Source organism: Streptomyces sp. NPDC057287 (assembly GCF_042667905.1).
Lineage (GTDB): Bacteria > Actinomycetota > Actinomycetes > Streptomycetales > Streptomycetaceae > Streptomyces.
On sequence record NZ_JBHUYV010000006.1, the window covers coordinates 229246 to 255582 of the forward strand.

The 26337-nt window shown below is 71.7% G+C and carries 25 protein-coding genes; 13 read left to right on the forward strand and 12 right to left on the reverse strand.

The genetic code is table 11. The features are described from left to right. Positions 1-55: 55 nt before the first annotated feature. Positions 56-721: a pyridoxal 5'-phosphate synthase gene (locus tag ACFUNE_RS13995; protein ID WP_383566167.1), complete on the reverse strand. Its 666-nt coding sequence runs from the start codon at positions 719-721 to the stop codon at positions 56-58. A 143-nt stretch (positions 722-864) separates the two neighbouring features. Continuing rightward, positions 865-1512 (reverse strand): TetR family transcriptional regulator, encoded by a 648-nt coding sequence (locus ACFUNE_RS14000; RefSeq protein ID WP_383566170.1) that lies wholly within the window; start codon positions 1510-1512, stop codon positions 865-867. A gap of 411 nt (positions 1513-1923) precedes the next feature. On the opposite strand from ACFUNE_RS14000, the gene ACFUNE_RS14005 reads away from it, so the two are divergent. Further along, positions 1924-2718, forward strand: coding sequence for a VOC family protein (locus ACFUNE_RS14005; protein WP_383566173.1), 795 nt, complete (start codon positions 1924-1926; stop codon positions 2716-2718). Positions 2719-2912: 194 nt separating this feature from the next. Then, positions 2913-5282: a PQQ-binding-like beta-propeller repeat protein gene (locus ACFUNE_RS14010; protein WP_383566176.1), complete on the forward strand. Its 2370-nt coding sequence runs from the start codon at positions 2913-2915 to the stop codon at positions 5280-5282. A 3-nt stretch (positions 5283-5285) separates the two neighbouring features. Here the strand turns inward: ACFUNE_RS14010 and ACFUNE_RS14015 are convergent, their stop codons facing one another. Beyond that, positions 5286-6032, reverse strand: a complete 747-nt coding sequence (locus tag ACFUNE_RS14015; protein WP_383566179.1) for a hypothetical protein — start codon at positions 6030-6032, stop codon at positions 5286-5288. A 217-nt stretch (positions 6033-6249) separates the two neighbouring features. Here ACFUNE_RS14015 and ACFUNE_RS14020 point away from each other — a divergent pair, with 217 nt between their 5' ends. After that, a complete protein-coding gene (locus ACFUNE_RS14020; RefSeq protein WP_383566182.1) occupies positions 6250-6780 on the forward strand; it encodes a hypothetical protein in 531 nt (176 codons plus the stop codon). Between the two features lie 128 nt (positions 6781-6908). Here the strand turns inward: ACFUNE_RS14020 and ACFUNE_RS14025 are convergent, their stop codons facing one another. The 3 genes from ACFUNE_RS14025 to ACFUNE_RS14035 form a co-directional block, all read right to left on the reverse strand. Continuing rightward, positions 6909-7082 (reverse strand): hypothetical protein, encoded by a 174-nt coding sequence (locus tag ACFUNE_RS14025; protein WP_383566185.1) that lies wholly within the window; start codon positions 7080-7082, stop codon positions 6909-6911. Between the two features lie 194 nt (positions 7083-7276). Continuing rightward, complete coding sequence (locus ACFUNE_RS14030; RefSeq protein WP_383566188.1) at positions 7277-10249, reverse strand: BTAD domain-containing putative transcriptional regulator; 2973 nt, start codon at positions 10247-10249, stop codon at positions 7277-7279. A 338-nt stretch (positions 10250-10587) separates the two neighbouring features. Continuing rightward, positions 10588-10791 (reverse strand): cold-shock protein, encoded by a 204-nt coding sequence (locus tag ACFUNE_RS14035; protein ID WP_003967102.1) that lies wholly within the window; start codon positions 10789-10791, stop codon positions 10588-10590. A gap of 287 nt (positions 10792-11078) precedes the next feature. Here ACFUNE_RS14035 and ACFUNE_RS14040 point away from each other — a divergent pair, with 287 nt between their 5' ends. The 4 genes from ACFUNE_RS14040 to ACFUNE_RS14055 all read left to right on the forward strand — a co-directional run bounded on the left by ACFUNE_RS14040 (position 11079) and on the right by ACFUNE_RS14055 (position 15931). Next, the gene (locus ACFUNE_RS14040; RefSeq protein ID WP_383566191.1) at positions 11079-11957 is read left to right on the forward strand and encodes a menaquinone biosynthetic enzyme MqnA/MqnD family protein; all 879 of its coding nucleotides are present in this window, start codon (positions 11079-11081) and stop codon (positions 11955-11957) included. 382 nt (positions 11958-12339) lie between these two features. Then, positions 12340-14007: a serine/threonine-protein kinase gene (locus tag ACFUNE_RS14045; RefSeq protein WP_383566194.1), complete on the forward strand. Its 1668-nt coding sequence runs from the start codon at positions 12340-12342 to the stop codon at positions 14005-14007. A 72-nt stretch (positions 14008-14079) separates the two neighbouring features. Beyond that, positions 14080-15279 carry a cyclic dehypoxanthinyl futalosine synthase gene (gene mqnC, locus ACFUNE_RS14050; protein ID WP_383566197.1) on the forward strand — a complete coding sequence of 400 codons (1200 nt, stop codon included), beginning with the start codon at positions 14080-14082 and terminating at the stop codon, positions 15277-15279. 7 nt (positions 15280-15286) lie between these two features. Further along, positions 15287-15931 (forward strand): hypothetical protein, encoded by a 645-nt coding sequence (locus ACFUNE_RS14055; RefSeq protein WP_383566200.1) that lies wholly within the window; start codon positions 15287-15289, stop codon positions 15929-15931. Between the two features lie 112 nt (positions 15932-16043). Here ACFUNE_RS14055 and ACFUNE_RS14060 read toward each other — a convergent pair whose 3' ends face one another. From ACFUNE_RS14060 to ACFUNE_RS14080, 5 genes are all read right to left on the reverse strand, one after another. Further along, entirely contained in the window at positions 16044-16310 is a 267-nt protein-coding gene (locus tag ACFUNE_RS14060; RefSeq protein ID WP_383566203.1) for a helix-turn-helix transcriptional regulator, read from the reverse strand. Positions 16311-16489: 179 nt separating this feature from the next. Beyond that, positions 16490-17233 carry a DUF3152 domain-containing protein gene (locus ACFUNE_RS14065; RefSeq protein ID WP_383566206.1) on the reverse strand — a complete coding sequence of 248 codons (744 nt, stop codon included), beginning with the start codon at positions 17231-17233 and terminating at the stop codon, positions 16490-16492. Between the two features lie 109 nt (positions 17234-17342). Continuing rightward, positions 17343-17762: a peptidase inhibitor family I36 protein gene (locus tag ACFUNE_RS14070; protein ID WP_383566209.1), complete on the reverse strand. Its 420-nt coding sequence runs from the start codon at positions 17760-17762 to the stop codon at positions 17343-17345. Positions 17763-17806: 44 nt separating this feature from the next. Beyond that, a complete protein-coding gene (locus tag ACFUNE_RS14075; protein ID WP_383566212.1) occupies positions 17807-18766 on the reverse strand; it encodes a hypothetical protein in 960 nt (319 codons plus the stop codon). 148 nt (positions 18767-18914) lie between these two features. Then, entirely contained in the window at positions 18915-19313 is a 399-nt protein-coding gene (locus tag ACFUNE_RS14080; protein WP_383566215.1) for a hypothetical protein, read from the reverse strand. A 229-nt stretch (positions 19314-19542) separates the two neighbouring features. Here ACFUNE_RS14080 and ACFUNE_RS14085 point away from each other — a divergent pair, with 229 nt between their 5' ends. The 5 genes from ACFUNE_RS14085 to ACFUNE_RS14105 all read left to right on the forward strand — a co-directional run bounded on the left by ACFUNE_RS14085 (position 19543) and on the right by ACFUNE_RS14105 (position 24410). After that, a complete protein-coding gene (locus ACFUNE_RS14085) occupies positions 19543-20073 on the forward strand; it encodes a hypothetical protein (protein ID WP_383566218.1) in 531 nt (176 codons plus the stop codon). Beyond that, positions 20070-21629, forward strand: a complete 1560-nt coding sequence (locus tag ACFUNE_RS14090) for a peptidoglycan-binding protein (protein WP_383566221.1) — start codon at positions 20070-20072, stop codon at positions 21627-21629. The genes ACFUNE_RS14085 and ACFUNE_RS14090 overlap by 4 nt, the downstream gene beginning before the upstream one ends. Continuing rightward, positions 21626-22351 carry an ABC transporter ATP-binding protein gene (locus tag ACFUNE_RS14095; protein WP_383566224.1) on the forward strand — a complete coding sequence of 242 codons (726 nt, stop codon included), beginning with the start codon at positions 21626-21628 and terminating at the stop codon, positions 22349-22351. The genes ACFUNE_RS14090 and ACFUNE_RS14095 overlap by 4 nt, the downstream gene beginning before the upstream one ends. 20 nt (positions 22352-22371) lie before the next feature. Further along, positions 22372-23634: an ABC transporter permease gene (locus tag ACFUNE_RS14100; RefSeq protein ID WP_383566227.1), complete on the forward strand. Its 1263-nt coding sequence runs from the start codon at positions 22372-22374 to the stop codon at positions 23632-23634. 83 nt (positions 23635-23717) lie between these two features. Further along, positions 23718-24410, forward strand: coding sequence for a demethylmenaquinone methyltransferase (locus ACFUNE_RS14105; RefSeq protein ID WP_383566231.1), 693 nt, complete (start codon positions 23718-23720; stop codon positions 24408-24410). A gap of 15 nt (positions 24411-24425) precedes the next feature. On the opposite strand, the gene ACFUNE_RS14110 is transcribed toward ACFUNE_RS14105, so the two are convergent. Next, positions 24426-24944 (reverse strand): GNAT family N-acetyltransferase, encoded by a 519-nt coding sequence (locus ACFUNE_RS14110; protein WP_383566234.1) that lies wholly within the window; start codon positions 24942-24944, stop codon positions 24426-24428. A gap of 97 nt (positions 24945-25041) precedes the next feature. Here ACFUNE_RS14110 and ACFUNE_RS14115 point away from each other — a divergent pair, with 97 nt between their 5' ends. Further along, positions 25042-26325: a geranylgeranyl reductase family protein gene (locus ACFUNE_RS14115; protein WP_383566237.1), complete on the forward strand. Its 1284-nt coding sequence runs from the start codon at positions 25042-25044 to the stop codon at positions 26323-26325. Positions 26326-26337 lie beyond the last annotated feature (12 nt).

Genomic DNA, 26337 nt, shown 5'->3' on the forward strand with positions numbered 1-26337 from the left:
TGCTCACCTGACTCCCATAGTGCCCCTTGTCATCCGAAACCGTGTGAAAGGGAGATCAAGGCCAGAGGAGCTCGCGGATCCAGCCCGCGCCGTCCCTGCGGTAGCGCAGCCGTACGTGCCGCCGCCGGTCGTCGCCCTGGAAGAACTCCACCTCCTGCGGCTCGACCACGTACCGCGTCCAGCTCTCCGCCTCGGCGTCCGGTTCGGCCCGCGCACGCTCCCAGGCGGCCTCGGAGGCCCGGTCGAGATCCCCGGGCGTGGCCAGCACCTCGCTCTGGGAGCCGGTCAACGCGGCGGCCAGCGCACCGGTGGACCTGGCCCGCAGGTCGGCCCGGCTCTCCTCGGGGCTCGCGGGCACGGCGGTCCCCCGGACGCGCACCTGGCGGCCCTGGGCGGGCCAGTAGAAGCCGAGGGCCGCGTAGGGGCGGGCGGCGAGCTGGCGGCCCTTCGCGCTGGTGCGGTGCGTAGCGAAGTGCCAGCCGCGCCCGTCCGCGTCGTGCAGCATCAGGGTGCGCACATCGGGGCGGCCCTCGGCGTCCGCGGTCGCCAGGGTCATGGTGTGCGGCTCGGGCTGTCCGGCCGCCACCGCATCGGCGAACCAGGTGTGGAAGAGCGGGAGGGGCGCCGGGGGCGCGGCCGACGGATCGAAGCGCGGGAGGGTGACGTCCCAGACGCGCTGCGCGTGGAGGAGGTCGCGGAAGTCCTTCTGTGCGTCGCTCATGGGTCCATTCCACAGCGTCGTGCCCCCGTGCGGAAACGCCGACGGCGGACCACGGGCGTGGTCCGCCGTCGGCGCGACAGGACGGGGGGAGCCGCGGAGGGCGCGGCGCCCGGCGTGTGCGGGGGAGTCGGGGCTGCCGGCGCCTACCTGGCCGGCTTCTTGCCGGTGATGCCCAGATGGACCAGGAGCGCGAGGTTCGGCCGGAGTTCGGCCTGCTTCACGCCCCAGGTGGTGAAGCCCTTCTGGTGCGAGGCCACCCCCGCCAGCATGACGACCAGGGAGCCCGCCACCGCTGCGGGGCTGACGTCCTTGTCGACCTTGCCCTTGGCCTGGAGCTCCTTGACCGCGTCCGTCAGGGAGTTGGTGACCGAGTTCAGGACCTTCATGCGGATCTTGTAGAACCGCTTGTCGCCCTCGGCGGCGCCGAGATCGACGACGCGGAGGATCGCGTCGTGGCGCCGCCAGAAGTCGAGGAATCCCTCGACGAGTTCTTCGGAGGCCTGCCAGCCGGCCTTGCCGACCCAGGAGCGGCCGCCGACCAGTTCGGTCAGTCCGGCACCCTCCTTGGCCATTTCCTCGGCGAGTTCGAGAACGGCGCCCTCGACGTCGGGGAAATACTGGTAGAAAGTCGCGGGTGAAGTCCCCGCCTTCCGGGCCACGTCGATGACTTTGACGTCCCGGTACGGCGAGGAGCTGAGCATCTCGCTGAGGCAGTCGAGCAGCTTCTGCCGCGTCGCCTGACCTCGCCGACCAGCCACGCGGCCGTCGACGGTGCGCACTTGTCCTGTCATGCCGTCAGCTTACCGAGGGGTGATCCGAGCGCGATCTGACCGACTGCAAATGGGGAACGCCCCAGCGCGGACGGGGTGAACAGCGCAATTCCCGGTGGCGTGCGAGCCGTTTTGTGAGCGGGTGCGGGGGTTTATCGAATTACTCTTCCGTCCGCGCCGGTGGCGCCCCGATGGGATCTTGTTATCAACAGCCTGTGGATAACTTCGGTGGACAACTCGTGTCCACATGGGTCGCAGAAGCTTCACGATTCGGGCAAAGGTTCTATTCGGGTCGTCCGAGGCGCGCCGCGCGGCCCCCGCCGTTACGTTGAGTGTGACGGGCGTCACGGCTGCCCCCGCCGCGGTCCACGGTGATCCACAGCGCCTCCGCCGCGGGCCGTCGCGACCTCACTGCCACGGAAGGACCCGGCCATGGCCGTATTCGCGCAGTCCGCGCCGTGCTGGGTGGATGTGCAGCTCTCCGACCTGGAGGCGGGCAAGCGCTTCTACGGCGAGCTCTTCGGCTGGACCTTCCGCGCGGGTGACGGCATGCCCTTCGCCGACGCCTACAGCGACGGCCGGCTCGTCGCGGCGCTCGCCGCCAAACAGGACGGCCGCATGCCCACGACCTGGGGCGTCTACTTCAGCACCGAGGACATCCGTGCCACCGTCGCCCGGATCCGTGAGGCCGGCGGGCAGGTGATCACCGACCCGGTGCGGGCCGGCGACGCCGGAGTCCTCGCCCAGGCGGCCGACCCGGGGGGCGCGGTCTTCGGCCTCTGGCAGGCGGGCGGACGCGCGGGCTTCGAGAAGCAGAACGAGCCGGCCGCCTTCTGCTGGACCGAGGTCTACACCAGGCAGCCGGAGCGCGTGGACGCCTTCTACGAAGAGGTCTTCGGCTTCCTGGGGACCGACATCGAGATGCCGGACGCGGCCGGGGCGACGGAGGACTTCCGGGTCTGGTCCCCCGCCGGGACCGAGCCGGGCGAGGACACCGCGGTCGGCGGGCGCGCGATCCTCACGGACGCCTTCCCCGAGATGCTCCCCAGCTACTTCCTCAACTACTTCGCGGTCGCCGACTGCGACCGCGCAGCCGGGACCGCCGTACGCCTCGGTGGCCGGATCACGGCCCCGCCCCTGGACATCCCGTACGGGCGTATGGCGGTCCTCCAGGACGACCAGGGTGCGGCTTTCGCCGTACTCCAGCCGACGGAGCTGCTCCCGTAGCCGTCCCGGGAGGTGTCCTGAAAGGGGTGGAGTGCCACAAGACACCCTGATCCGCCCCCGGGTTCGCAACCGGGCCCCGAGCCAGGAAGAATCAGGGTGCGCACCGCCAAGTGGTGCCCAGTGGTGAGACGCTGCACAGGGCGGGATTTCGCGGGCTTCTGTTCCTGAGGCCCGTACGGGGAGGTGGCAGGCAAGTGGAGCAGCTGACGCAGCATGACCCGAGGCGGATCGGCCCGTTCGAGGTGCTGGGACGGCTCGGGGCCGGCGGCATGGGGCTGGTCTATCTGGCGCGTTCGGCGTCGGGCCGACGCGTGGCGATCAAGACGGTCCGCACGGAACTGGCCGAGGACCAGCTGTTCCGGGTCCGCTTCACACGTGAGGTGGAGGCCGCTCGCGCGGTCAGCGGTTTCTACACGGCCGCCGTGGTCGACGCCGACCCGAGGGCCGCGGTGCCCTGGCTGGCCACCGCGTACGTCCCCGCCCCCTCCCTCGAGGAGATAGTGAGTGAGTGCGGGCCGATGCCCACCCAGGCGGTGCGCTGGCTGGCCGCCGGGATCGCCGAGGCCCTGCAGTCGATCCACGGGGCCGGCCTCGTCCACCGGGACCTGAAGCCGTCCAACGTCCTCGTGGTCGAGGACGGGCCGCGGGTGATCGACTTCGGGATCGCGTCCGGCGTCTCCAACACCCGCCTGACCATGACGAACGTGGCAGTGGGCACGCCCGCCTACATGTCCCCGGAACAGGCCCGCGACTCGCGCAGCGTGACGGGCGCGAGCGACATCTTCTCGCTGGGCTCGACCCTCGTCTTCGCGGCGACCGGGCACGCGCCCTTCCACGGGGCGAATCCGGTCGAGACCGTGTTCATGCTGCTGAGGGAGGGCCCCGACACCGAGGGGCTGCCCGACGACCTGCGTTCGCTCATCGAGTCCTGCATGCAGATGGACGCGACGCGGAGGCCCAGCCCGGCGGACCTCCAGTCCCAGCTGGCCCCGCACCTGTTCGCGTCCGGCAGCGACGACAGCGGCACGGCGTCGGCCTGGCTGCCGACCGTCGCGACCGCGATGATCGAGCAGCGCCGCGGCGGCGGCCGCGCCGTCACCGTCGCGCCCGCCCCGGTGGTGGTGCCTCCGCCTCCGCAGCGGCCCCCGCCCGGAGCGGGCCCGGACGGCGCGTGGCGCAGCGGTGGCGACCTGCGGACCGCTCCCGCCCCCGCGCCGGTGTCCGCGCCCGACGGAGGGCCCGTGCGGCTGGGCGAGGCCCAGGTGCCGATCGGGCCCGGCCCGCGTCCCGTGGACGTACGCGGTCCCGCCGCCGCCCACGCCGACCCGGCCACCGGCTGGGTGCGTGCGCCGGGGCAGACCTCGGCGGCGCCTGCCGCTCCGGTGCCCGCCCCCGCCCAGGCCCCGGACGCCGCGCCCGCCGCGCCGGAACGCTGGCGCCCCTGGCGGTTCCGCATGTCGAACGACGTGTGGGGCACGCCCGTCGTGGTGGGCGATCTGCTCTACGTGACGTCGTTCGAGGTCCACGCCCTGGACGTCGGCAACGGGCGCCGCCAGTTCAAGACCCGGGACGTGGCCTGGTCGATGGCCGTGGACGGCGGCCGGATCCACGCGTCGGACGGCCCGTCCCTGTACGCGCTGGACGCGGCGACAGGCGCCGAGCGGTGGCGGCTCTCGACCGACGCCTGGGTGTACTCCCTCAAGGCCGACCGGGGCACCGTCCTGACCGGGACGCGGGGCGGCGGCGTCCAGGCGTGGGAGGCGGCCGGCGGCGAGAAGCTGTGGGAGACCTCCGGCGTCCAGACGGACTTCGAGACCCCGGAGGCCGGACCCGTCATCCACGACGGCACGGTCTACCTGTGGCAGAACGCCCGGCTGCGGGCCGTGGACGCGCGGACCGGGACCGAGCGGTGGTCCTACCCCATCGGCGACGCCGCCTCCTGCGGCGGGGTGCCGGTCCGGCTGACCCCCGCGCCCGACGGCCACGTGTACATCGCGGCGGGGACCAGGGTGCTGGCCGTGGACGCGGTCTCCGGCCGCGTGCGCTGGCACTTCGAGTCGCCAGCCGTCTTCCTCTCCCCGCCCGCCTTCGCGCCGGGACCGGCGGTCACGGGCGGCGGGGTGTACCTCGCCGACTACCTGGGCACCGTCTACGCGCTGGACGCCGCGACCGGCAAGGACCGGTGGCGGATCGCGACGGAGGCCCGGCAGTCCGTCGAGCCCGTGCTGGTCACGGGGGGCAACGTGCACGTCGGCAGCGGCAGCGCGCTCTACACGCTGGACGCGGTGACCGGCACGCCGAAGTGGCGTTTCGCCGCGGGAGGCGAGGTGGTCGGGGCCCCGGTGGTCGCGGACGGCAGGGTCCACTTCGGTTCGGCGGACCACGTGCTCTACACGCTGGACGCCGCGGGCGGCCAGCTCCGCTGGAAGCTGGCCACGGGCGGCGAGATCACGGGCTCCCCGGTGGCGCAGGCGGGCGTCGTGTACGCCTGCAGCAAGGACCGCTGCGTCTACGCCCTGGACGCGCTGAAGGGCACGGGCACGGGGAACAGGGCCCGGGTCTGACCCTCAGGGATGCGGCGGGTGGTACCGGTCCCGGTCCTGCCCGTCGCCCGGGTACGAGCTCCCGCCCCCGCCCGGGTACGAGCTCCCGCCCTCCTCCGGGTGTGCGCTCCCGCCCTCCTCCGGGTACGTGTGCTCGCCCTGGACGGGGTACGGGGCGGTGTCCTCGTCGGCGGGCGACGCCCGGTGCCTTCCCGGCCCCGTGTACGGATCCGCCTCCGGCTCCGGTGCGGGGGACGTATGAGCGGCCGGCCCGGGCTCCTGCGTCGGCGGCCAGGTGTCCGGGTGGTCGCCCGGCGGTACGGGATACGGCTCGGCGGTGTCCCTCGTCCGGGCGGCTCTGCGCCGCCCCGACATCAGCAGGGCGCCCAGCAGGAGCAGCACCCCGCCGGCCAGGGCCTGCGCCACGCCCCACCGGAGCCCGGAACCGTCGCCGTCGACCGTCAGCCCGCTCGCCGCCTGCCCCTGCCTGACCATCCAGAGCACGGTGAAGCCGAGCACGATCAGGCCCGCGAGGGCCACGACCCAGCGCGAGCGGAGCACGACCCCCACGAGGGTCACCAGCGCGGCGAAGAGGAACGGCAGCAGGATCGAGGCCATCACGGACGACGAGACGCCGGTGATGCCGTCGAACAGGTCCTGGATGCGGTAATCCCGGCCCAGGCGGTCCTTGTACCAGCGCTGGAAAGGGCTCTGGACGGCCGCCGCGGCTCCCACGAGGGCGACGACGGAGCCGAGGACATTGCGGATCATCGACAGCCTCCCGGGCCAAGGCGCACGGGTGTGCGCAGCGCTCTCCCCGCGCCTCGACGCTACGCCTGGCCGATCTTCCCTGCCATCGGAGACCATGACCAGATCGTGACAGGGCCATGACGGGACTACGGGGGAGCGCCCTGGATGCTGTGCGTTACGGTGTCGCGCGGCCGTGCGGAGGCCGAAGGAGCCGACTACAGCAAGGGGGGCTGCATCGATGATGCGGCGACAGATGAGGTTCGCGGCGGTACTGGTCGTGGTGGTGTTCGCGCTCACCGGGTTCTCCACGTCCAGCCACGGCGGCAAGAGCGGGAAGAGCCGCAGCAGCAGCTCCGGGGGAGGGGGCTGCTCCAACTCCAAGAAGAGCAACGGCGGTTACCACGACGACGACGACGACTACGACAGCTCGTCGAGCTCGTCCGGCGGCTCGACCTACGAGTCGGCGACGCCCAGCCCCACCGCCTCGGACGCCCCTGTGGTCCGCGTCATCCGCTGCGCCCAGCCCAAGAAGGGCAAGCGCAGGGCGGTGACCTCCTCGACGGTCGAGATCCGCTCGACGGACACGGTCGAGCAGACGTACGAGGTCGACGTGACGTTCGTGGACGCCAAGGGCCTCACGGTCGACACGGGCGAGGCGACGGTCGACCTCGCGTACGGCGAGACCGAGACCGTGACGGTCAAGATGGACAGCCCGCGCCTGGTCTCCCGCGTGAAGCGGTGCATGGTCACGGCGGACCTGGGTTACTGAACACCCGCCGAACGCGAGCAAGGGCCCGAGCCGAACGGCTCGGGCCCTGCCCGTCGTACGCGGACGTGCAGCGGCCGCGACGGCTCCCCCTCCGCGCCGCCGCGGCCGCTCCCCCGTGCGGGTGAGGTCTAGTTGGCAGGCTCGCTCGTGGCGTGGGCGTCCTGGGTGGTGAGCTCCCCGCCGGTGGCGTGCGCGTCCGCGGGCTTGAGCGGCGAACCGGTGGCGTGGGCGTCCTGGGTGGTGATCTCCTCGCCGGTGGCGTGCGCGTCCGCGGGCTTGAGGATGTCGCTCTTGTCGGCCATGAAGCTCAACTCCTGAAAAATGTGGTGACTGCGGATGAAGAGCCCGCCCGGCGGTTCCCCCGTGGATCGCCGGGCGGGCCTTCCAGGGCCGATCACCCTAACGGTGAGGCCACTCGCCGATCCGTCTGCCCCCCGACGCGACGGATCGATGAGTAGAGAGTGCCGTCAGGCGATAAACGATTGATGAACGCCGGTCAGGAGGCCCTGGCGACGGGGGCCGGGACCAGGAGTTCACGCACGGCGGCGGCCTCGGGCGAATCGAGGTCGTCGAAGATCGAGAGTGCCTCGTTCCAGCAGACCTGGGCGCGGTCGGTCTGGCCGATGCCTGCGAGGCCACGGCCCAGCGCGGTGAGTACGTTGGCACGCCGCCATTCACCGCCGATACCGCGCAGGATCGCGAGCGCCTGCTCCGCGTGCGACGCCGCGTGGGCGGGCTGACGGATGGCGAGGTGCAGCTCGGCCAGCCGGAACAGCGTCATCCCGTGCCAGAGCTGCTGCCGGCTGTCGCGGAATATCGCCATGGCCTCGGTGAGCACCTCCTGTGCGGAGGCGGTCCGCCCCGTACCGGTGAGCGCCAGTCCCAGGGCGTACTTCCCGTTTGCGAGGCGCAGGGCCAGACCCGAGGTGTCCGCCTCGTAGATGCCGACGCCCTGCTGGGCGAGGTCCACGGCGCTCGCCGTCCTCCCGGTGGCCAGGTGGACACGGGAGAGGTTGCAGAGCGCCGAGGCCTCGCCGGGCTTGTTGCCGTCCGCCCGGAACGCGTCCAGCGCCGCGCTCAGGTGGTCTTCGGCATCGCCGTGCCGGTTCTCGTACAGGGCGATGATCCCCCGCTGGTTCGGGACCTGTCCGAGTGAGACGGGGTCGTCGGCGACCTGGCCGAGCTCCAGCGCGCGCCGGGCCTCGGTCTCGGCCTCCGCGAACCGGCCGGAGACGCTGAGGGCGTGCGTCAGCATCGTGCGGGCCCTGCCCTCGGCCTGTGCGTCGCCCGCCGTCCGCGCCGCGTCACTCACCGCCTTCGCCGCGGTGGCGAACTGGTGTGAGTTGGCACCGGATTCACCCAGGTCCACCACGGCCATGAGCAGATCGGCAGCGCGCCTGGGCATGCCGGACCCGGCGGACTGGGCCGCACAGGCCAACAGCCCGCTGGACTCCGAGAAGAGCCAGTCCAGCGCGGTCTCCCGGACCTGGAAGGAGAGTCCGGGATACTCGGTGCGCGAGAAGTGGTCGAGCACCCGCTCCCCCGGCCTCTCCAGCGCGTACACCCCCGCCGCCGTGGCCAGGTAGAAGTCCAGCAGCCGCGACAGGGCCGGTTCCCGTCCCGCCAGGGGCTGTTCGTCCCGTTCAGCGCACGCACGCGCGTAGAGGCGCACCAGGTCGTGGTAGCGGTAGCGGCCCGGGGCGGCCGACTCCAGGAGGCTGGTGTCGACCAGGGTCTCCAGGAGGTCCTCGGCCGTGTGGGGGTCCAGGTCCAGGAGGGCGGCGGCCGCGGCGAGGGAGATGTCCGGGCCGTCCGCCAGACCCAGGAGGCGGAAGGCGCGGGCCTGGGCCGGCTCCAGCTGGCCGTAGCCCAGCTCGAAGGTGGCCTTCACCGCGAGGTCGCCCGCCTGGAGTTCGTCGAGGCGGCGGCGCTCGTCGGCGAGCTTCGCGGCCAGCACCGAGACGGTCCAGGTGCGGCGGGCGGCCAGCCGGGAGGCGGCGATGCGGATGGCCAGCGGGAGGAAGCCGCACGCGGCCACCACGTCGAGGGCTGCCTCGCGCTCCGAACGCACGCGTTCGTCGCCGACGATGCGGGTGAAGAGCTGGAGTGCCTCCTCGGGGGACATCACGTCCAGGTCCACGAGGTGCACCCCGGCCAGGTCGACCATGCGTACGCGGCTGGTGACGAGCGCCGCGCAGCCCTCCGTGCCGGGGAGCAGGGGCCGGATCTGGGCCGCGTCATGGGCGTTGTCGAGCAGGACCAGGATGCGGCGGCCGTCGAGGGTGGAGCGGTAGAGCGCGGCCCGCTCGTCCAACGAGTCCGGAATGGCGGAGTCGGGGGTCCCCAGCGCGCGCAGGAACGCGCCGAGGACCGTCTCGGGCTCGGCGGCCCGCGCGCCCGCGCCCTGGAGGTCGACGTACAGCTGGCCGTCCGGGAAGTGCGGGCGCGCCTGGTGGGCGACGTGCACGGCGAGGGTCGTCTTGCCGACGCCGCCGATGCCGGCGAGCGCGGAGACCGCCATCACGGAGCCCTCGGCGGTCGCGAGCCGGGCGCCCAGCTCGCGTACGAACGCGGCACGGCCCGTGAAGTCCGGGACGGTGGCCGGGAGCTGGGCCGGGCGGACCGGTGCGGCGGCGGGAGCCGGCTCGTCGGCGGGGCGGGCCAGTTCCTCGTCGGCCCGGAGGATCCGCTGCTGGAGCTGGGCGAGCTCCGGGCACGGGTCCACGCCCAGTTCCTCCGCCAGCAGGCGGCGGGTGTCGGCGTACACGGCGAGGGCCTCGGCCTGCCGGCCGCTGCGGTACAGGGCGACCATCAGCAGTTCGCGCAGCCGCTCGCGCAGAGGGTGCGCGGCGGTGAGGGCGGTCAGTTCGGAGACCGCCTCCGCGTGGCAGCCGACCTCCAGGTCCATGTCGAGGCGGGTCTCGGTGAGCTGGAGCCGCCACTCCTCCAGGCTGCTGCGCTGGTTCTCCGCGTACGGGCCGGGGAGAGAGGCGAGCGCCTCGCCGTCCCAGAGGCCGAGCAGCTTGTTGATCAGGGTGCGGGCCTGGCAGCGGTCTCCGCCGCCGCGGGCCTTCTCCGCCTCGGCCGCCAGGTCCTGAGCGAGCGTCAGGTCCAGTGCTCCGCGGGGGATCCGGACCGCGTACCCGCCCGATTCGCTGACCAGGGTGTCCTGCCCCAGGGTCTTGCGGAGCCTGGACGCGTACGTCCGCACCGTGGCCAGGGCCTGGGACGGGGGGTCGTCGCCCCAGAGGGCGTCGATGAGCTCGGCGGCGGTCGCGGTGCGGCCGTCGCGCAGGAGCAGGGCGGCCAGCAGGGCGCGTTGCTGCGGGGACCCCGACTGAAGGGCCTCGCCGCCCCGCCAGGCGCGGACGGGGCCGAGGACGGTGAAGCGCAGTGGGGCTCCGGCCGCCCGTTCCTGAGGAGCGCGTTGCTCCGGAACGCGCACGCCGGGTCCCTTGTCGCGATCCATGATGCCCCCCTGTCCTGCTCGCCCCGCCGGTCCTGCCGATCCCGCCGCACCGTACCGCTGGTATCGGGCTCAACAGTCTGCCTTGTTATGGGCGGGCTCGTCAGCATCGGGTGACGCTCTGCACAGGCCCTCGACAACAATCGGGGGCGCGGGGAGCGTACGAGGGTGACTGCGCGTCAGCCGCCGAGGGGGCGGGGGGATCTCCGGGGGCCACCCGGCGGGGCCGGGCCCGGTGTTCCCGGAGCCCGGCAAGGCAGGAGCCCCGCTCCTCCGCCGGGGCGGGGGAGCGGGGCTCCTTGGGTACTGCTCACTCGGCCGCGATCGGCCGACCCGGGCAACTAGGCCGGGGTGACGTTCTCAGCCTGCGGACCCTTGGGACCCTGAGTGACGTCGAAGTTCACGACCTGGTTCTCCTCGAGGGAGCGGAACCCGGACGCGTTGATCGCGGAGTAGTGGACGAAGACATCCGGGCCGCCGCCGTCCTGGGCGATGAAGCCGAAGCCCTTTTCAGCGTTGAACCACTTGACGGTTCCGGTAGCCATAAAGCCCTCCTTGGGCCAAAGGGTTGCCCTGCTCCAGAACCTGCAAACAAGTCTGAAAACTACAAAAGCCTGCGGGTTACATGCTCCGCAGGCTCTGTACTGCAAGGGAAACCAAACTGCAACTTGCGGGCGAGCCTAGCACGCAGTGTGCGGGGAGCGGTAGAGGGAAAGATCACTTCACCCGGATGTTTGATTGGCCCGCCTGAGAGCTGACGGACAAGGCCTCCGGGGTGCTCTCGGGGCGCCCCGATGAAGCGGGCCGGCAGAGGCAGGTCTAGCCTCACGATGTGGACAATTCAACCGTCTCTCCCGTAGAAGGCGACGACCGTCGCAGCAGGCCGCGCGTCGGCCACATCCAGTTCCTGAACTGCCTCCCCCTCTACTGGGGCCTGGCACGGACCGGGACACTGCTCGACCTGGAGCTCTCGAAGGACACCCCGGAGAGACTCAGTGAGCAGCTCATCGCAGGCGACCTCGACATCGGTCCCGTCACCCTGGTCGAGTACCTGCGCAACGCCGACGAACTGGTCGCCCTCCCCGACATCGCCGTCGGCTGCGACGGCGACGTCATGTCGTGCGTGATCGTCTCCCAGCTCCCCCTGGAGCAGCTGGACGGGGCCCGGGTGGCCCTCGGCTCGACCTCGCGCACCTCCGTACGGCTGGCCCAGCTGCTGCTCGCCGAGCGGTACGGCGTCGCCCCCGACTACTACACCTGCCCGCCGGACCTCGGCCTGATGATGCAGGAGGCCGACGCGGCCGTCCTCATCGGCGACGCGGCCCTCCGGGCCAACCTGCACGACGCCCCAAGGCTCGGACTGCAGGTGCACGACCTGGGCCGGATGTGGAAGGAGTGGACGGGACTGCCGTTCGTCTTCGCGGTCTGGGCGGCGCGCAAGGACTATCTGGCCTCCCACCCCGAGTACGTGGAGAAGGTGCACGAGGCGTTCCTGGCCTCCCGCGACGTCTCGCTCGAGGAGGTCACCAAGGTGGCCGAGCAGGCGGCACGCTGGGAGGCCTTCGACGCCGAGGTGCTGGAGCGCTACTTCACCACCCTGGACTTCCGCTTCGGCGCGGAGCAGCTGGCGGGGGTGCGCGAGTTCGCCCGGCGGACCGGACCGACGACCGGATACCCGGCGGACGTGAAGGTCGAACTGCTCGGCGGGTGATGCCGGCGGCGCACGGGAATGGTGCGGGCGAGAAGTGGAATCCCGTACCTTCCTGGGTCTTCCCGCGCGAGTGTCCTTTACCCCCTGACGTGTGGCTCCGGCATTCCGTTCCCGTGAAAGGGCGTGAATGTCCGGAGTTCTGTCGGGGAGCCCCGCCCCGCGCATCCCGGGGGGAATAGCGGACGGCTTCCGCCGGACCTTCCGGTTTCTCTCCGGTGAACCCCGGCAGGCACGGACGAACGACGTATTCGCGCCTTTCCGCGTGGCGAAATCCCTGCTTCGTGCCCATAGGGGCGATATCGGCTCACGGGGTCTCCGTGACCCCGTGAGCCGGGCGCCCTAGGCTGCGGTCCGAGTCCCGGGGTCCACAGGGGGAGACCGTATGCAGCCGCTGGAAGCCGGCGAACCGCACACCATCGGCGCCTACCGGCTGCTCGGCAGGCTCGGCGCCGGCGGGATGGGCCGCGTCTATCTGGGCCGCAGCGCCGGTGGCCGTACCGTCGCGGTCAAGGTCGTGCACCCCCACTTCGCCCTCGACGAGCAGTTCCGCGCGAGATTCAGGCGCGAGGTGGACGCCGCCCGCCGCCTGGGCGCGCAGTGGACGGCCCCGGTCCTGGACGCCGACCCCGACGCGGCCGTGCCATGGGTGGCCACCGGTTACGTCGCCGGGCCGCCGCTCTCCGACGCGGTCACCCGCCACGGCCCGCTGCCCGAGTACGCGGTACGGACCCTGGGCGCCGGACTCGGCGAGGCGCTCGACGCCGTGCACGCGCACGGCCTCATCCACCGGGACGTGAAGCCGTCCAACGTCCTGCTCGCCCTCGACGGCCCCCGGCTGATCGACTTCGGTATCGCCCGGGCCCTCGGCGCCACCGTCTCCCTCACCTCCACCGGCGTCTCCGTCGGCTCGCCCGGCTACATGGCGCCGGAGCAGATCCGGGGACTGGACCTCTCCGGCGCCGCCGACGTCTTCTCGCTCGGCGCGGTCCTCGCCTACGCGGCGACCGGCACCGCGCCCTTCCCGGGCGACTCGTCCGCCGTGCTCCTCTACAAGGTGGTGCACGAGGAACCCGAACTCGGGGAGATGGAGGGCGCACTGCGGGAGCTGGTGACCGAGTGCCTCGCCAAGGACCCCGCCGACCGGCCCGCCCCCGCCGAACTCGCCCGCAGGCTCGCGCCCGGCGGCGCCGCCGGGCTGGTGGCCCCTGGCTGGCTGCCGGGCCCCCTGGTGCGCGAGGTCAGCAGGTCGGCGGTGGCCCTGCTGGACCTGGAGCCGCAGGACGCGCCCGTCCGGTCCGGCCCGGTGCCGTTCAGCAACGCCTCACTGGGGGCCGCGCCGCTCGGCGCCTTCGGCCCGCCGCTGCCTCCCCCGCCGGCCGGGCCGCCCGCCGGCCCGGGGGAGCGGGGGCCCGGGGCCCGGGTCGCCGTCACCATGGACTCCCGCCCGGAGCCCGGCGGGCGCCGGGGGCGGCGGGTCAGCTGCACCGTCGCGCTGGCCGTGGCAGGCGCGCTGGCCGTCGTGACGGTCGGCGCCACGATGCTGGGGGACCTGTTCGGGAGCGGTGACGACGACCGGGGCGACGACGCCGCGCAGGCCCCGTCGGCCAGCCGGTCGCAGACCCCGCCCGACGCCGCGCAGCCCCAGCCGTCCGCGAGCTCCTCGGCCTCCGCGCCCGTCGACGCACTGCCCAGGACGTTCGCCGGCACCTGGAAGGGGCCCGCGACCGAGCGCAGCGGCGCGCCGCACGGCAACGTCACCGCCGTGTTCGTCGAGGGGAAGAAGGGCGAGGAGGTCGTCCGGGTGTCGTACCGGTTCGACGCGCTGGGAACGACCGTCGTGTGCAAGTCCGTCGGCACACTCGTCTCCGGCACGGCCACCGAGGTGAAGATCCGCGAACGCGCGGACCCGGATGCCAGGGCCGGAGCCCTGTGCACCGGGGGAGAGGCGGACCTGGTCTTCACCCTCGGCTCCGGCGACACCCTGCTCTACGAGTCGCGCGAGGAGGCCGCGGGCACGCCGAAGGGCACGCTCACCCGGTCCGACGGCTGACCCCGGAACGGGCTGGCGTAGGCTGGATCGGTCCGCGGATCCGTAGAAAAACCGCCGAAAGGTGACAGCCCGGTGACCGAGAAGGCCGACCTTCAGCCCGTCCTCGACCGCGCCGCCGAAGGCGGGCGGATCACTCCGGAGGAGGCGCTCGACCTCTACAGGTCGGCACCGCTGCACGCGCTGGGGAGCGCGGCCGACGCCGTGCGCCGCCACCGTTACGCCGGTACGGAGCACATCGCGACGTACATCATCGAGCGCAACATCAACTACACCAACGTGTGTGTCACGGCCTGCAAGTTCTGCGCGTTCTACGCGCCGCCCAAGGACACCGCCAAGGGCTGGTCCCGGGACCTCGACGACATCCTGCGCCGCTGCGCGGAGACCGTCGAACTGGGCGGCACGCAGATCATGTTCCAGGGCGGCCACCACCCGGACTACGGCGTCGAGTACTACGAGGAGCACTTCTCCGCGATCAAGAAGGCGTTCCCGCAGCTGGTCATCCACTCGCTCGGCGCCTCCGAGATCGAGCACATGGCCCGGATCTCCGGGGTCTCCGCCGAGGAGGCCATCAGCCGGATCCACGCCGCCGGGCTCGACTCCTTCGCGGGAGCCGGCGCCGAACTGCTGCCCGCCCGGCCGCGTACGGCGATCGCTCCGCTCAAGGAGTCCGGCGAGCGCTGGCTGGAGATCATGGAGATCGCCCACCGCCTCGGCGTCGAGTCCACCTCCACCATGCTGATGGGCACCGGCGAGACCAACGCCGAGCGCATCGAGCACCTGCGGATGATCCGCGACGTCCAGGACCGTACGGGCGGCTTCCGCGCCTTCATCCCGTACACCTACCAGCCGGAGAACAACAAGCTGAAGGGGCAGACGCAGGCCACGCTCTTCGAGTACCTGCGGATGATCGCCATCGCCCGGCTCTTCCTCGACAACGTCGCCCACATCCAGGGCTCCTGGCTGACCACCGGCAAGGAGGTCGGCCAGCTGTCCCTGCACTACGGCGCGGACGACCTCGGCTCGATCATGCTGGAGGAGAACGTCGTCTCGTCGGCCGGTGCCAAGCACCGCTCGAACCGGCTCGAGATCATCGACCTGATCCGCAAGGCGGGCCGTGTCCCCGCCCAGCGTGCCACGACCTACGAGCACCTGGTCGTCCACGACGACCCGGCGAACGACCCGGTCGACGAGCGTGTCGTCTCGCACATCTCCTCCACCGCGATCGCGGGCGGCACGGCGCACCCGGAGCTGAAGCTCCTCGACGCCAACTGAGGCACGCGTGCTGACCGTTCACGCCGCGCCACTGGTCCTGCCGGTCGGCGCGGCGGGCGTCCCCGAGGGCGCGGTGGCCGTGGACGGCGACCGCATCGTGGCCCTCGGGCCGGTGGACGCGGTCGTGGCCGCGCACCCGGCCGCCCGGGTCCGGCAGTGGCCCGGCGTCCTCACGCCGGGCCTGCGCCAGTGGGACGGCCTCCCGCTGCTGACCCGTTGCTACCACCCCGACCCGCGCGAAGCCGACGAGTTCGGCGAACAGCCGCTCACCTGGGCGGAGTTCGAGAGGCTGGGCGGGCGGATGGACGAGCCCCGCCGGGCGGGCAGCGTGCGCCGCGGGCTGCAGCGCATGCTGCGCCACGGCACCACCCATGTCGCGGGCGGCTTCACCGAACCCGCCGTACGCACCGCTGTGAGCCGCGCGGGCCTGACGGTGGTCCCGCCGGGCGGGGCCCCGGCCGGCGAACCGGACCTGGACCCGTTCGCGCGGGGACGCGACCTGGCGGGTGCCGCGCACGGCCCGCTGGCCGTCGGCGGCCGCGCCGACCTCGCGGTCTTCGACGTGCCGGACGAGGCGGCGCTGTGCGCGGCGGGCGCGACGGCCTGCGTGGCAACCGTCCTCGGCGGGCGGCTGGTGCACCGGCGGCGGTGACGGCACCGGCGCGGCCTCACGGTGCGGAGGATGTGTCCGGGGCCGTGGGCCCCTCGGTCCGGAGGGCGTGCCCGGGAGCGTACGTGCGACGCCGACTGCCGGCCGGGCGGTCTCAGGCCGTCAGGCAGACGTCGTGGTTCTCCGAGGTGAGGCAGAACTCGTGATGCGCCGCGAGCAGGCACAGCTGGAGCCGCGAAATCCCGCCGAGTTTGCTCCGTATGTTTGCGAGGTGGAATTTCACGGTGCGTTCCGTCAGGTGCAGATATTCGCCCAGCTCGGCATTGGAGGGACCGGTCTGCAGGCGTACGAAGAGTGCACATTCCTGGTCGGTGAGCGCATACGTCCGGTTTCCGGGCGCATCCTCTTTGAGTATCGCCATGATGTCGGAATGCTTCGCATTTGAGCCGCAGATCGGACAATGGATTCGCATGATCCCCCCCAGGAACACTCGACCGTTGATGACTGGACCATACCAGCCGGGTCCCTGGAAGGGGGGTCGTATATTACCGACCGGTCGTCAAAGGCCCAGGTCGGCGCAGGGATGTCCAGCATTCGGGATCAAGGGACGAAGGGACCTGCCAGATATCGTCCCTGGCTGTCGTACGGCCAGGCATTCGCTGTGCAGCCGCGAAGCCCCTTGATCTGTTGCATCATTGCGGGCGCCGGCTGCCCCGGGCCCGGACAGGTCTCGTGCCCGCGACCGATCTCGTGCCCGACCTCGTGATTGATGATCAGGGCGCGGTAATCCTCGATCGGCCCGTCGAACTGCGGTGAACCCTGCACCCATAGTTTGAGATTGACCACCACGGAGTGCTCCACCCGGCAATTCACGTTTCCCTTGCTGCTCGGGGTCGTGACGAAGCAGAGCCGGTCGGTGGTGCCCGGTGTGGCGACGCGGACCGTGAAGTCCGCGGGGCCCGAGGGGACCAGCTGGAATCCGTAGGCGGTGTCTCTGGTCCAGCCCCGGGGTCCGCCCAGGATCGCGGACACCGCTCGGGCCGCCTCGTCCGGATCCAGATCGATGCCGTCCTCCACCTCGACCTTGTACCGGCGTATGCGCCCTTCGCCCTGCGGTTCGCCCCCGATACGCGCACCGGTGAAGGTGCCCGGGCCCTCCGGGGGCACCTGGATCTCACGCGGGGGGCTGCTGGAGGGCGTCGCCGAGGGGGTGGCGGAGGGTGACGCGGAGGCGGTCGGCCCGCTCGGGGCGGGAGCGGGTGAGGAGGTGACGGGGGTCCGGCGGGGGGCCTCGGCCCTGGCGGGTACGTCGTCCCGTGCGAGGAGCGCGACAGCGCCGCCCACGCCGACACAGAGCGCGGCGAGGGCGGCGGTCAGAATCGTGCGTCGTCGTTTTCGGCGGCGCCGCCTTTCGGCCGCGCGGGTGCCACGAGTGGTGCGTCGGGCCACTGAGTCAGCCGACTATGTAAGCGGTGGCGACGGACGAGATCGTGTTCTTGAAGGCAGGGGTGGCGTTGCCGATGTAACCCGCGGGGATATAGCCGGACGTGCCCGAGAAATTCTTTCCCGTGTAGACCAGGAGGGAGTTGTCCGAGGTGCGGTTCCAGTACGAGGCCGTGTTGTTTTCGACCCGCTGTCCGGCTCCGTTCGCGGAACCCTTGAAATAGTCGTTCGCGAGATCGGAGTCCTGGCTGTAGGAGGGCAGGTCGAAGACGGCGCCGCCGCGGTCCGAGTTGTAGAAGATGCCCATCTCACCAGCGCTGAGCGTTCCGTCCTTCCCCGCCGCATAGGACGGGCCGGCGGTGGCCAGAGATCCCGCGGCCACGAGAAGGGCGGCCGTGAGGGCAGGGCGGACGGAATGGCGAATACGCACGGTGGATCCTTTTCCGGAAAGTAATCGGCCGAGGAGGGGTTCGGTCATGAGGTCAGCTCGGCGGCGAGGCGCAGTCGTTCTTCGAGCTGCTTCTTGACGGTTTCGAGAGTTTCTGCGTTCTGATCGATGATGCGCTTCTGATAGGCCTTCTCCACGGCGTACCAGATGCCGACCAGATTGGTTTCCTTCTTGCATGCGACGTCCTGCCGGGCAGCCGCCACGGCCTTGGGCGTGGTGAGCGACGTGTCACCGAAGCCGAGATCGCTCTGCGGGCTGACCGGGTCGTCCGTCCGGTAGCCCTGCTCGGCCATGCAGGCCGACCACGCCTTGACCGCCTTCGCGACGCGGCTGTCCTGCCGTGAGCGGCCGTTGGCGTCGAAGGCGAAGTTCTGCGGCACCATGATGTCCACCGACTCCTCGGTGGGCGCGTAGAGCTTGAGGAACCCTTCACGCACGCAACCGCCGGCGGGAACCTTCTTTCCGGCCACCGTGGTGGCCCCCTTGTCCGACTTCTCCGCCTCCTCCTGGCTCATCGGCACCGCTTTGGAGGGGTCGACCTTGTCCTCGCCGTGCAGGATCAGCTTCTCGTTGGTGCCGAGTGCCTTCTGAGCCGGCTTCGGACGGCTCTCCGCCAACTCGGGGTTGCTGTAGCCGTAGCGCGCCGCACTCACGGCGCTGCTGACCCCGTACCTCGTGGCGTTGTCCCCGCGTTCGGTCCCGCGACTGCGGACCGTGTACCGGTATCCGTAGCGCTTCATGCACCGGTCGGTGAGCACGTCCTGGGCCTCCCCGAAGGTCCCGCGCTGGGTGGCGTCGGGGATGTAGGTCTCGAGGGGGAACTGCAGCGACTTGCTGTCCAGCAGCACGGGAATGTCGCCGACCGGAGGCTCGCTCTTCGGGTCCTCCCCGCCGGAACCGGACGAGGAGCATCCCGTCAGAGCGAGCAGCGCTACGGCCGCGGCGATGCCGCTGCGGGTTACGGGGGAGAGGCGTCGCGCAGGCATGGTGGCTCCGGTCGTTAACAGGTAATATCCGCCGTCGACTGCTGCTCCGCCCGGCGGATACGGGCGGAGCAGCAGTCGACCGCATGGGTGTGGCTCATGGCGCCACGGCAGCCGGCCGGATCATCGTTCCGGAATCGGCCGGGCTGTGTCAGACGACGTAGTACGCGGAAGAGATCGTGTTCTTGAACGTCGCGCTGGCGTTGCCGCGGTAGCCGGACGGCAGGAACCCGTCGGTCCCGCCCCCGTTGGCGTTGGTGTGCACGCTCCATTCGAAGGTGTCGAGGTTCAGGTACGACTCGGTCCAGTCGTTGGTGGTGTGACCGCTGCAGGACTGCGAGCCCTTGAAGTAGTCGTTGTTGAAGTTCTCGTCGTCGACCAGGAGGTCGAAGACCGAGTTCGACTGGTTCTGGAAGCAGAACAGTCCGAACTCGCCGCTGGTGACGTAACCGTCCTTGCCGGCGGCGGAGGCCGAACCGGCGCTCACCGCGACGGCGGAGAGGACCAGAGAGGCGGTCGCAGCAGCGCGGAGCACCTTGCGCGTGTTCATCGTTGTCGCCCTTCGGTGGTTGTTGCCTCGCTCCGAAGCTCTGGGAGTTCGGAGTCCGGGCTTGGCCGCCGATGAGTAGAACACGCTCAACTCGGGTCACACCACTGTACTTTGGGACAGTGCGCGACTATGCCTGCGTCGCCTACCGTGCAGCTGGGGCGCTTGCGCATGCGCGCCGTGGCTCCGGCGTCGCTGCTGTGCGACGGGAGCATCGCGAAGGGGATTTCCTGTGGTTCTTCGACGGGTCCGGACGGCTGCCGCACCGGCTCTGATCATGCTCGTGTTCCTGGCGACAGGCTGCTCCGGTGGTTCCTCGGGCGGCGGGGAGACCCGGGCCGCCTCCGATGCGCCGGCGTCGCCGTCCGCTTCCGCGAAGGAGAAGGGAGCCGACGCCGACCCGCGGCAGGCCGCCTACTTCGGGTGCATCGGGGATCAGGGAGTGCCCATGCGGGACACGGGCTCCGGAGTCCCCGTGGTGGACGAGGCGAAGGCGGATCCGGCCGAGGTGAAGGAGGCCGAGGCCGCGTGCGCCGACAAGCTGGTCATCCCCGACGCGGGGCCCGAGGAGCTCGCCGTGGCGCAGGCGCTGACCGACTGCATGCGGGAGCACGGGGTCGAGGACTTCCCGGACCCGAACCCGAAGACCGGTGACCACGACGGCCTGGAGGATCTGGACCTGAAGACGTCTCCCGAAGCCGTCGCCGCGACGAAGGCGTGCCGCGTCGGGAAGCCGGGAACGGGCGGCAAGGTCGGGGGATGAGCGTGTCCGAGGTTTCCCCGGTGGCGTCCACGGATGTGGAGCCGCCCGCAGAGGTGTCAGCGGCGGACTCGGGGCTGACGCGCCGCCGGCGCTGGGTGGCGGCGGTCGTGGCCGGGGCCGTGGTCCTGGCCGGTGCCGGTGTCGCGGCGTCACAGGTCATCAAGTCACCGGCGCAGGCCGCCGCGGAAGCGGGGCCGCCGCCCATGGACGTGCTGGTGGCCCGGGTCGAGAAGCGTGTCCTGCGGGACACCGTCATCGTGCGCGGCATGGCCACCGCGGGGCAGACCGTGGCGATCAGCCCTTCCGTGAGCGGTGAGAGTGCGAGCACCCCGGTGATCACCAAGATGTCCGTGTCGGCCGGCGACCGGATCACGGCCGGCAAGGTGCTGATGGAGGTGTCCGGGCGGCCCGTGTTCACGCTGCCCGGGAAGCTCCCCGTCTACCGCGACCTCAAGCCGGGGACCGTGGGCGACGACGTCCGGCAGTTGCAGAAGTCGCTGAGGACGCAGGGACACGGGACGGGCCAGGACAAGGCGGGTACGTTCGGGCCCGGTACGAAGGCCGCCCTCACCGCGTTCTACTCGTCGATCGGATACGACCCGCTGCCGGCGGTCGCCGACGGCGGCGAGTCCCTCACCGCTGCCCAGGAGGCGGTGACCGGGGCCGAGCGCGCCCTGGAGGACGCCCAGGACGCCCGGAGCAGCGTGGCGACCGAGTCCGACGGCACCGGAGGAGCGGGCGGCTCCGGGGGCGGCGGGGAATCCGGCAAGGGCGGCGCCGCATCGCAGGACGAGGCGGTCAAGGGGAACGCGTCCGACGGCGGCACCGGTCGCGCCGTGGAGCGGGCACGGGAGGACCTGGCCGGGGCGCGCGAGCGGCTCGACGAGGTCCAGGCCGCGTCGGGGCCCTTGCTGCCGGCCGGTGAAGTGGTCTTCCTGGAAGGTTTCCCGGCGCGCGTGGACTCCGTGTCGGCCCGCGTCGGTTCGCAGGTGTCGGGGCCGGTGATGACGGTCTCCGGCGGAGCCCTGGTCGTCAGCGCGCAGCTCCAGGAGCACCAGAAGGGACTCGTCAGGCCCGGCCAGAAGGTGGAGATCCTCTCCGAGGTCAGCGGTGTCACGGCCTCGGCGGAAGTGCTCACCGTGGCCGACACCATGACCGTGCCGGACAGCCAGGGACCGGCGACGGGCGGGGACGCCGACGCGCAGGCGCAGCCGCCGGCGGGCGAACGGGGATACGCCATGGTCATCCGGCCGGACCGGCCGCTCGACGCGCAACTCGCAGGCCAGGACGTGCGGCTGACCATCGAGGCGGCAGCCACGGACGGCGACGCGCTGGTGGTGCCCGTCAGCGCGGTGTCCGCGGGCGCCGACGGACGCACGACCGTGACCGTCGTGGAGGGCGAGGCCCGGCGCCTTGTCGAGGTGCGGCCCGGCACGACCGGCGACGGATACGTGGAGATCAAGCCGGCCGGCGGTGGCCGTCTCGCCGAGGGCGACAACGTCATGACCGGCGTCAACCCCGGTCTGGCGTCCGGGGGAGAGGCCGGGACACCGTGAGCCGGGCCATCGGCGGTGAGCCGTCCGGCCTCGTCCCGGCGGACGTGCCCGTCATCGACTTCCGTCAGGTCGGGCTGACCTACCCCGGTCCGCCGCCCGTCGCCGCCCTCAGCCCGTGCGACCTGCGGATCGGGCGCGGCGAGTTCGTGACCGTGGTCGGTCCCTCCGGCTCGGGGAAGTCGACCTTCCTCAACATCGCGGGTCTGCTGGACGCACCCACCCATGGCAGTTACCTCCTGGACGGCATCGACACCGGTGCGCTGAAGGACGGCGACCGCACCGCGCTGCGGGGCCGTCGCATCGGTTTCGTCTTCCAGTCCTTCCACCTGCTGCCGCACCGATCCGCACTGGAGAACGTCACGCTCGCCATGGTCTACAACGGCTACCGCCGACGCGATCGCGGACCTGCCGCGCGCGAGGCGCTGGAGCGCGTCGGGCTCGGCCACCGTGTCGACGCGCTCCCGACCCGGCTGTCGGGCGGTGAGCGCCAGCGTGTGGCCATCGCCCGCGCCCTGGTGGCCCGCCCCTCACTCCTGCTGTGCGACGAGCCGACGGGGAACCTCGACTCCGCCAACGCCGCAACGGTCCTCCAACTCCTCGACGAACTGCACGCCGACGGGATGACCGTGCTGGTCATCACCCACGACGCGGACGTGGCGGTCCGAGGCGACCGCACCGTCGCGATCCGCGACGGACACCTCCGGGAACAGGCGGCGGTATGAGGCTTCCCCGTCGCCCAGGCATGCTCGGAAGAGGCGGCAGGAGCGGGCGGGGGAGCAGGAGCCCCCGACCCGTCGAACCGTCCCGCTTCAGCCCGTCGGACGCGCTCGGCGAGGCTGTCGCGGGTGTGCTCCAGCGCCCCGCGCGGTCGGCGCTCACCGCGCTCGGCACGGTGCTCGGCGTCGGCACGTTCGTCGCGATCCTCGGCCTGACCGCGACCGCTTCCTCGCAGATCGACGCGCGGTTCAGCGTGCTCAGCGCCACCGAGGTGACCGTCGAGGACGTCGCCCAGGACCAGAACGAGTTCGCGGGCCCCGGATTCCCCGCGGACGCCGACGCGCGCGTCGAGCGCCTGGGCGGCGTCCAGCACGCGGGTGTCTACTACACGGTGCGGCTGGACGAGGGCAGCGTGGTCCGGTCCTCCCCCGTGGGCGACGGCGCCGGCGGGGAGAAGATCGACGTGGTCGCCGCGTCACCGGGTGCACTGGAGGCCGCCGTGCCGGAGCTCGTCCAGGGCAGGCTCTACGACGGCTACCACTCACGCACCAAGGAGCGCGTCGCCGTCCTGGGCGCGTCCACAGCGGCCCGGCTGGGGATCGCCACACTGGAGACGCGGCCGGCGATCTTCATCGGGGACGAGCCGTTCACCGTCATCGGGATCATCGGCGACGTCGAGCGCAAGGCCGAACTGCTGACGTCCGTCGTCATCCCGCGCACCGCGGCCGAGGAGATCTGGGGCGCACCCCAGGAATCCGGGACACGGATGCTCGTGGCGACCGACATAGGCGCGGCCCAGCAGGTGGCGCAGCTGGCTCCGACGGCGCTGCGCCCCGATCACCCCGAATACCTCAGGGCGGTGGCGCCGCCCGATCCGAAGTCCCTCCGCTCGAACGTCACCTCCGACCTCAACCAGCTCTTCCTGGTGCTCGCCGGGATCTGCCTGATCATCGGAGCCGTCGGCATCGCCAACACCACTCTGGTCGCCGTCCTGGAACGCACGGGAGAGATCGGCCTCCGGAGGGCGCTGGGTGCCCGGGGCCGCCACGTCACCGTCCAGTTCCTGGCGGAGTCCGGGGCGCTGGGGGCGCTCGGAGGCCTGGTCGGCACGTCCCTGGGGACCATCACCGTCGTCATGGTCGCCGTGGTGCGGGACTGGACCCCCGTGGTCCATCCCACGACGGTCGCCGCCGCACCTGTCGTCGGCCTGGTCACCGGTGTGCTGGCCGGGCTCTATCCCGCCTGGCGCGCCGCGCGGATCGAGCCGGCCGAAGCGCTACGCCGCTGACCGAGCGGCCACCCGGGGCGCGTGCGGCCGAGCCGTCCCACGCCGCCGCGAGGGACCGGGGGCGGGGCTGCTTGAATGGGAGGGTGACCCGAGCCTCCCTGGACAAGCAGCCGCACGAAGTCGCCTCGATGTTCGACGACGTGGCGGCGAACTACGACCTCACCAACGACGTGCTGTCGCTCGGACAGGCGCGGCTCTGGCGCAAGGAGGTCGCCCGCGCCGTCGACGCCCGGCCCGCCCAGAAGATCCTCGACCTCGCGGCCGGTACGGCCACCTCCTCGCAGCCGTTCGCGCAGGCCGGTGCCTATGTGGTGCCCTGCGACTTCTCCATCGGGATGCTCCGGGTCGGCAAGGAGCGCCACCCCTGGATGCCGTTCACCGCGGGTGACGGCACGAGGCTCCCGTTCAAGGACGAGACCTTCGACGCGGTCACGATCTCCTTCGGCCTGCGCAACATCCAGGACACCGACGCGGCACTCGCCGAGCTGTACCGCGTCACCAAGCCCGGTGGCCGGGTGGTGATCTGCGAGTTCTCCCAGCCGACCTGGACACCCTTCCGCACGGTCTACACCGAGTACCTGATGCGGGCGCTGCCGCCGGTCGCCCGGGCCGTCTCGTCCAACCCCGACGCCTACGTCTACCTCGCCGAGTCGATCCGCGCCTGGCCCGACCAGGCCGGCCTCGCGACACTGCTGCAGAAGGCCGGCTGGTCGAAGGTGGCCTGGCGCAACCTCACCGGTGGGGTGGTGGCGCTGCACCGGGGCGTGCGCGACTGACCACCCGGCGGGGGCTCAGAGCTCCAGCCGGAAGCAGTACGCCTCCGCCTGGGACACCGGGGACGTGTAGGTCTCGGCCTGCCGCATGCCGAGACGTCGCGCCACCGCGATCGAGCGCTCGTTGCGTGTGTTGATCATCGCCACGACCTCCCGCACCCCGAGCGCGCGCGTCCGCTCCAGCGTGGCGCGCGCGGCGGCGGTCGCGTAGCCGTGCCCCCAGGCGGCCCGGCCCAGCCGCCAGCCGATCTCTATCTCGCCCACCGGGCCGAACGACTCGTGCGGCCACGGCTGGGCGCCCGTGAAGCCGAGCACCTCTCCCGCGTCGTCGAGGACCGTCCACAGGCAGTGGCCGAGCTCGGCGTCGTGGCGGCGCTGGCGGGCGGTCAACTCCTCGTAGACGGAGTACTCCGCCGGGCGGCCGCCGTGGAACTCCATCACCTCCGGATCGGCGAACACCCGGTGCCAGGCCAGGGCGTCCTCGTCGGTGGGGACACGCAGATGTACGGACGGAGTCGGGTCAGGCGCGTGCGGCATCGGGGAGCCCTTCGGGAGGTTGATCAGCAGGCACCCATAGACTGCACGCGACCTGTGCCGCGCGGCACGCGAATTCGAGTCTTCGGGAGATCCGATCGTGAGCGAGCCCCTCTCCGAACACAGCGCGGACGTGATCGTCGTCGGAGCGGGCCCAGCCGGCTCCACGACCGCGTACTACCTCGCCAAGGCCGGACTCGACGTGCTCCTCCTGGAGAAGACGGCCTTCCCGCGGGAGAAGGTCTGCGGCGACGGTCTCACCCCGCGCGCCACCAAGCAGCTCGTCTCCATGGGCATCGACATCTCCGAAGAGGCTGGCTGGCTGCGCAACAAGGGCCTGCGCATCATCGGCGGCGGCGTCCGGCTCCAGCTCGACTGGCCGGACCTCGCCTCGTACCCGGACTACGGTCTCGTCCGCAAGCGCGACGACTTCGACGAGCAGCTGGCCCGCCAGGCCCAGAAGGCCGGCGCGCGGCTCCACGAGCGCTGCAACGTCGGCGAGCCGATCAAGGACGAGCGCACCGGCCGCATCACCGGCGTCCACGCCAAGCTCGGCGAGGAGAAGACCCCGGTCACCTTCCACGCCCCTCTCGTCGTCGCCGCCGACGGCAACTCCACCCGGCTCTCGCTCAACATGGGCCTGCACCGCCGCGAGGACCGCCCGATGGGCGTGGCGGTCCGTACGTACTTCACCTCGCCCCGCCACGACGACGACTACCTGGAGTCCTGGCTGGAGCTGTGGGACCGCCGCGGCGCCGAGGACCGCCTGCTGCCCGGCTACGGCTGGATCTTCGGCATGGGCGACGGCACGTCCAACGTCGGCCTCGGCATCCTCAACTCCTCGTCGGCCTTCAGGGAGCTCGACTGGCGCGAGGTGCTCAAGGCGTGGTGCGCCTCCATGCCCGAGGACTGGGGCTACACCCCCGAGAACATGACGATCCCGATCCGCGGTGCCGCGCTGCCGATGGCCTTCAACCGTCAGCCGCACTACACCAAGGGCCTGCTGCTCGTCGGTGACGCCGGTGGTCTCGTCAACCCGTTCAACGGCGAAGGCATCGCGTACGCCATGGAGTCGGGCCAGATCGCCGCGGACGTCATCGTCCAGGCGCACGCCCGCGCGACCCCGGCGCAGCGGGAGCTGGCGCTGCAGCACTACCCGAAGATCCTCAAGGACACCTACGGCGGTTACTACACGCTGGGCCGTGCCTTCGTGAAGATGATCGGGAACCCGCACGTCATGAAGATCGCGACGCAGCGCGGTCTGACCCACCCGCTGCTGATGAAGTTCACGCTGAAGATGCTCGCCAACCTCACCGACCCGACCGGCGGCGACGCGATGGACCGCATCATCAACGGCCTCTCGAAGGTCGCCCCGAAGGCCTGATCACGGGTGCCC

Bases quoted from the DNA above. Each gene is read 5' to 3' on its own strand.
- ACFUNE_RS14020 (WP_383566182.1), top strand. From the start codon at position 6,250: ATGATGCGGCGACAGATGAGGTTCGCGGCGGTACTGGTCGTGGTGGTG.
- ACFUNE_RS14075 (WP_383566212.1), bottom strand. From the start codon at position 18,766: ATGCCTGCGCGACGCCTCTCCCCCGTAACCCGCAGCGGCATCGCCGCG.
- ACFUNE_RS14005 (WP_383566173.1), top strand. From the start codon at position 1,924: ATGGCCGTATTCGCGCAGTCCGCGCCGTGCTGGGTGGATGTGCAGCTC.
- ACFUNE_RS14045 (WP_383566194.1), top strand. From the start codon at position 12,340: ATGCAGCCGCTGGAAGCCGGCGAACCGCACACCATCGGCGCCTACCGG.
- ACFUNE_RS14090 (WP_383566221.1), top strand. From the start codon at position 20,070: ATGAGCGTGTCCGAGGTTTCCCCGGTGGCGTCCACGGATGTGGAGCCG.
- ACFUNE_RS13995 (WP_383566167.1), bottom strand. From the start codon at position 721: ATGAGCGACGCACAGAAGGACTTCCGCGACCTCCTCCACGCGCAGCGC.
- ACFUNE_RS14035 (WP_003967102.1), bottom strand. From the start codon at position 10,791: ATGGCTACCGGAACCGTCAAGTGGTTCAACGCTGAAAAGGGCTTCGGC.
- ACFUNE_RS14025 (WP_383566185.1), bottom strand. From the start codon at position 7,082: ATGGCCGACAAGAGCGACATCCTCAAGCCCGCGGACGCGCACGCCACC.
- ACFUNE_RS14100 (WP_383566227.1), top strand. From the start codon at position 22,372: ATGCTCGGAAGAGGCGGCAGGAGCGGGCGGGGGAGCAGGAGCCCCCGA.
- ACFUNE_RS14030 (WP_383566188.1), bottom strand. From the start codon at position 10,249: ATGGATCGCGACAAGGGACCCGGCGTGCGCGTTCCGGAGCAACGCGCT.
- ACFUNE_RS14080 (WP_383566215.1), bottom strand. From the start codon at position 19,313: ATGAACACGCGCAAGGTGCTCCGCGCTGCTGCGACCGCCTCTCTGGTC.
- ACFUNE_RS14110 (WP_383566234.1), bottom strand. From the start codon at position 24,944: ATGCCGCACGCGCCTGACCCGACTCCGTCCGTACATCTGCGTGTCCCC.
- ACFUNE_RS14060 (WP_383566203.1), bottom strand. From the start codon at position 16,310: ATGGCGATACTCAAAGAGGATGCGCCCGGAAACCGGACGTATGCGCTC.
- ACFUNE_RS14015 (WP_383566179.1), bottom strand. From the start codon at position 6,032: ATGATCCGCAATGTCCTCGGCTCCGTCGTCGCCCTCGTGGGAGCCGCG.
- ACFUNE_RS14000 (WP_383566170.1), bottom strand. From the start codon at position 1,512: ATGACAGGACAAGTGCGCACCGTCGACGGCCGCGTGGCTGGTCGGCGA.